The following is a 5,110-nucleotide window of genomic DNA, read 5'->3' on the forward strand; positions in this document are numbered from 1 at the left end:
GAAGATCTACATGATAACATGTGTCATGCTTTTGAAGGCGTAAAAGAAGTTTTAGAGGCATTGAAGGAAAAAGGAATTAAGCTTGCTATAGTAACGTCTAAGAGAGCTGAACTTGCAATTAGAGGGATGAAGATAGCGGGAATATATGATTATATGGATGTGATAATTACTCCAGAATCAACAAAGTTACATAAACCAAATGGTGAACCAGCTTTAAAGGCATGTAGTGAACTTGGTGTTAGTCCTAGTGAAGCTATTATGGTTGGAGATAGTATTTATGACATATATTGTGGTAAAAATGCTGGATGTAAAACTTGTGGAGTAAATTATACTTTTATTGATTTAGAAGTTTTAAAGGAATCTAATCCAGATTATTTCATAGACAAGCCTATAGATTTATTAAAGTTAATATAAAGTGATTCTTATCTTCAGGTGGAGTTTACTTAAAAAGTAGAGAACCAAAATCTTGTATTTTATGTGAATCACTTTCACAGAGTGTAGGAATACCCTGTGCTCCATCTGAAGGTTAGAAGAACTAATCCAGGCGCGTATCAGTGCTTAACTCCCACGTATAGAAGGTGGGAGTGTTAGCAATGGTAGCGATCAGATAAAAAATGATTCTGAATAATTTATAAGCAATAAGTTAATATACTATTCAAATATTATAAAGTTTTTACTAGGAGGAGAAGTTATGAAAAATATAGTTATTTTAGATAAAAAGACTTTGGGAGATTTAAACTTTAGTGAACTTGAGAATTTAGGTAAGGTTACTTACTATGATTCAACTAAGGCTGAAGAAGTAGAAGATAGAATAAAGGATGCTCATGTAGTTTTAACTAATAAGGTTGTTCTTAAAGAAGAAAATCTTAAAAATGCAAAGAACTTAGAATTAATTTGCGAAACTGCAACAGGGTTTAATAATATTGATATAGAATATGCAAAGGCTAAGAAAATTGCAGTAACTAATGTAGCAGGTTATTCAACTAATACAGTAGCCCAACATACTTTTGCAACAGTACTAGCATTATATGATAAAATTGCATACTATGATAACTATGTAAAATCGTTAGACTATGCAAAAAGTGGACTGTTTACAAATGTAAGTGTTCCTTTTTATGAACTAGAAGGAAAGACTTGGGGAATAGTAGGTTTAGGAGCAATAGGTAGAAGAGTTGCTAAAATTGCTGAAGCTTTTGGAGTAAAGGTTGTTTATTATTCAACTTCAGGTAAAAATTCTAATAGTGAATATGACAGAGTTAATTTTGATGATTTATTAGCAAAATCAGATATAATTTCTATACATGCACCATTAAATAAAAATACAGAAGGCCTTATTAATTATGATGCATTAAAGAAAATGAAGAAGAATGCAATATTAGTTAATATGGGAAGAGGTCCTATAGTAGTAGAAAAAGACTTAGCAAAAGCTATTGATGAAGATTTAATTGCAGGAGCTGCTTTAGATGTATTTGAAGTTGAGCCTATAAAAGAAGATAATCCTTTAACAGCTGTAAAAAACATAGAAAAATTAATTTTAACACCACATATAGCATGGGCAAGTGTAGAAGCTAGAAATAGATTATTTACGGAAGTTATTAATAATATAAAAGCTTTTTACAATGGAGAAATAAGAAATAGATTAGAACTCTAAAAGATTTAGAAAATTCGAAAAACAACATTGACATTGGAAAAATTTTGTAGTATATTACTAATTAACTAAATATTAAAAGGCTTGGAATGAGAGTAGTAGAAGGCATGAGATATTTAAGAGAGTTGGGGTATGGTGAGAGCCCGCATATTATCACTTTTGAACTCGCTCAGGAGCCACAAGACTGAAGGGGTATTAGGTCTTGTCGGTATATAATACCGTTATTTAAAGTAAGTTATAAACTTGGATGGTACCGCGTAAATCGCTCCAATATATGGAGGGTTTACGCGGTTTTTTAATTTCCAAAATAGTAAATAAGGGGGCATTTAAATGAATTACAAAAAGTATAAAAAGTTTCAAACTATTAAATTAAAAGAAAGAACATGGCCAGATAAAGAGATAGAAAAGGCTCCAATTTGGTGTAGTGTTGATTTAAGAGATGGAAATCAAGCGCTGATTAATCCTATGAATGTTGATGAAAAAATAAAAATGTTTAATTTATTAGTAGAACTTGGCTTCAAGGAAATCGAGGTAGGTTTTCCTTCAGCATCACAAATAGAATTTGAATTTTTAAGAACATTAGTAGATAATAATTTAATTCCAGATGATGTTAAGGTACAAGTCTTAACTCAGGCTAGACCACATCTTATAGAGAGAACATTTGAAGCTTTAGAAGGAGTAAAAGAGGCAGTCGTCCATATTTACAACTCAACCTCTATACTTCAAAGGGATGTAGTTTTTAATATGAATAAGGATGAAATTAAGGCTATTGCAGTAGACGGTACTAAGCTTGTTAAAGAGTACACTAAAAACTTCAATGGTAAAGTTTATTTAGAGTATTCACCTGAAAGTTTTACTGGTACAGAAGTAGATTATGCTTTAGAAATATGTGAGGCTGTTTTAGATGCATGGGGAGCTACAGAAGAGGAAAAAGTAATAATAAACCTTCCTTCGACAGTTGAAATGGATACTCCAAACGTATTTGCAGATCAAATTGAATGGATGAGTAGTAATTTTTCTAATAGAGATAGAGTTATATTAAGTGTACATCCTCATAATGATAGAGGAACTGGGGTAGCTACGGCTGAGCTTTCATTAATGGCTGGAGCAGATAGAGTAGAAGGAACTTTATTTGGAAATGGAGAAAGAACTGGAAATGTGGATATTATTAATTTAGCATATAATATGTTTTCTCATGGAATAGATCCAGAGCTTAAATTAGATAATATCAATAAAATTATAGATGTATATGAAAAATGTTGTAAGATACCAGTTCATATAAGACATCCATATGCAGGAGAATTAGTATTTACTGCATTCTCAGGCTCTCACCAAGATGCAATTAATAAGGGTATGAAAAAATATATGGAGAGAGGCAATAAATATTGGGAAGTTCCATATTTACCTATCGATCCTAGTGATTTAGGAAGAGAGTATGAAGCCTTAGTAAGAATTAATAGTCAATCTGGTAAGGGGGGAGTTGCTTTCGTTCTTGAAAGTCATTATGGATATAAGATGCCTAAGAAGATGCATAAAGAATTTGGATCAGTTATACAAAAAGTAACTGAAAAATGTGGTGAGATTTCTCCTAAGGTAATTATGGAGAAGTTTAATGAAGAATATTTAATTATAGAAGAACCATTTAAATTAATTAAATTTAAGGTTGAAGATAATGATAATATAGCAACTGAAGGAAATAACACTAAAATTAATATTACAGTTTCTTATAAGGGGGAAGAAAAAAACTTTAAGGCTAATGGTAATGGACCAATAGACTCATTAAAGAAGGCATTAACTAATAGCAAATTAGTAGAAACTACTATTTTAGATTATGCCGAACATTCTTTAGGGGAGGGGTCTGAAGCTAAGGCAGCAGCTTATGTAGAAGTGAAGAGAACAGACAATGGAAATACAACTTTTGGTGTAGGTGTTGATAGTAATATAACTGTAGCTTCTATAAAGGCGGTATTTAGTGCTATAAATAGGCTTTATAGATAGAAAAAGATAATTATTATAGCTTCCAATATATAAGTTATTTAATGAGATCATTATTAGATCTAACGGGCTTATTATATTGGAAGCTTTATTTATTTGTTTATAAATTAATTACTTCTTCATTTTTAAGTGTTAGTTTAGTATCTTTATATTCATTAAATAAAGATAAAACTAAATTTTTAATAGCTTTACCTATGATAAAGTAGCAATTATCATTTAAGTTAGCTAAGGATATTCTAAAGGACCATTGTGATGATGCAAACCCATCTCCATTTAGTAAAATAATTGAATGGTCTTTTGCTAAATCATATAGAAAATCAAAAGGCTCATAGTTGTCTAAAATATAATTTGCAAAATTTTCGCCATATATTTTTTTTGACCAATCAATTATATTAATTTCAGTATAATAAGATGCATCCATAGAATTCTCTATAATTTCTGATTCAAGGCCTTCAAATAATAATGCTTTTCTTTTTCTACATATATTAATAGTAGAATTTTTATATGAATTTTCTTTATCTATAAGAGTAAAACCACAGAATAAAGCCATTTGTACTTGTTGTGGAGTAGAAAGACCTGCAGTATGGTTTAAGGCCACTTTTCTACTATCTGCAACTAGCCTATCAATAAATTGTATATTATCTGGGGTTAGACTTAGATGCTTGTACCTTTCATTTGTATCAATTCTATTGGAAGAACTAGCTATTAATTTATTAAAAACATTATTTTTATGTAATAAGATAGTTCCAAGTCTCCAACCTGTTACTCCAAAGTACTTAGATAATGAATAGACACAAATAGTATTATAAGGTAAGTACGAAATAATTGATTTGAAATTATTTACAAAAGTACAGTACACATCGTCTGTTATAATCATTAAATCCTCATTATATGTTTTAACTACATCTACTAAGTTTTCTATACATTCTTCAGTAAGGGCCATAGACGCTGGATTATTTGGATTTACTACAAATAATGCCTTAATATTTTTATCCTTAAGCTTTTCTAATTCTTTTCTTGAATATTGATAAGTTAAGTTATTATTTTCATCTACTTCATCTGCATGAATATGTACAACATTAAAATCATATTCAGGAAGAAGAGGTATTTCTAAATAAGGTGTAAATATTGGTGTCATTAAAGCTATAGTATCACCCTTATTTAAAAGGTTATTATATGTTAAGGAATCAAATATATAGCACATGGCTGCAGTACCACCTTCAACTGAAAAAACATCAAAGTCCTTATTATAAGTAGGTGAACAGCCAAGCTCCTTCATTAAATAGTTATTAACTATCTTTTCTATATGTATAAGATTTCTATCAGGATATGGATAGTTATCTCCAATAATTCCGTCAACTAATTCAAATAGAAAATCATCTTCATTAAAATTATATTCTTTTATAGAATAATAAATTATATCTTTTAAAAGATTAACACCTTGAGTAGAATCATTAAGGCTACAAT

The 5,110-nt window shown here is 29.8% G+C and carries 4 protein-coding genes and 1 other annotated feature; of the genes, 3 read left to right on the forward strand and 1 reads right to left on the reverse strand.

The genetic code is table 11. The features are described from left to right. The 3 genes from E6248_RS12900 to leuA all read left to right on the forward strand — a co-directional run. Positions 1 to 414: HAD-IA family hydrolase (locus E6248_RS12900; protein WP_316341200.1), on the forward strand; the 414-nt coding region annotated here is incomplete at its 5' end. Between the two features lie 277 nt (positions 415 to 691). Continuing rightward, the gene (locus E6248_RS12905; RefSeq protein ID WP_316341202.1) at positions 692 to 1,651 is read left to right on the forward strand and encodes a D-2-hydroxyacid dehydrogenase; all 960 of its coding nucleotides are present in this window, start codon (positions 692 to 694) and stop codon (positions 1,649 to 1,651) included. 73 nt (positions 1,652 to 1,724) lie between these two features. Further along, positions 1,725 to 1,921: a binding site (T-box leader), on the forward strand. Positions 1,922 to 1,978: 57 nt separating this feature from the next. Continuing rightward, positions 1,979 to 3,646, forward strand: coding sequence for a 2-isopropylmalate synthase (leuA, locus tag E6248_RS12910; RefSeq protein ID WP_316341203.1), 1,668 nt, complete (start codon positions 1,979 to 1,981; stop codon positions 3,644 to 3,646). 97 nt (positions 3,647 to 3,743) lie between these two features. On the opposite strand, the gene aspD is transcribed toward leuA, so the two are convergent. After that, positions 3,744 to 5,110, reverse strand: a 1,367-nt coding sequence (gene aspD, locus E6248_RS12915) for an aspartate 4-decarboxylase (protein WP_316341204.1), incomplete at its 5' end; no start/stop codon positions are given.

It is taken from the genome of Clostridium sp. (assembly GCF_032552055.1).
Classification (GTDB): Bacteria; Bacillota; Clostridia; order Clostridiales; family Clostridiaceae; genus Clostridium.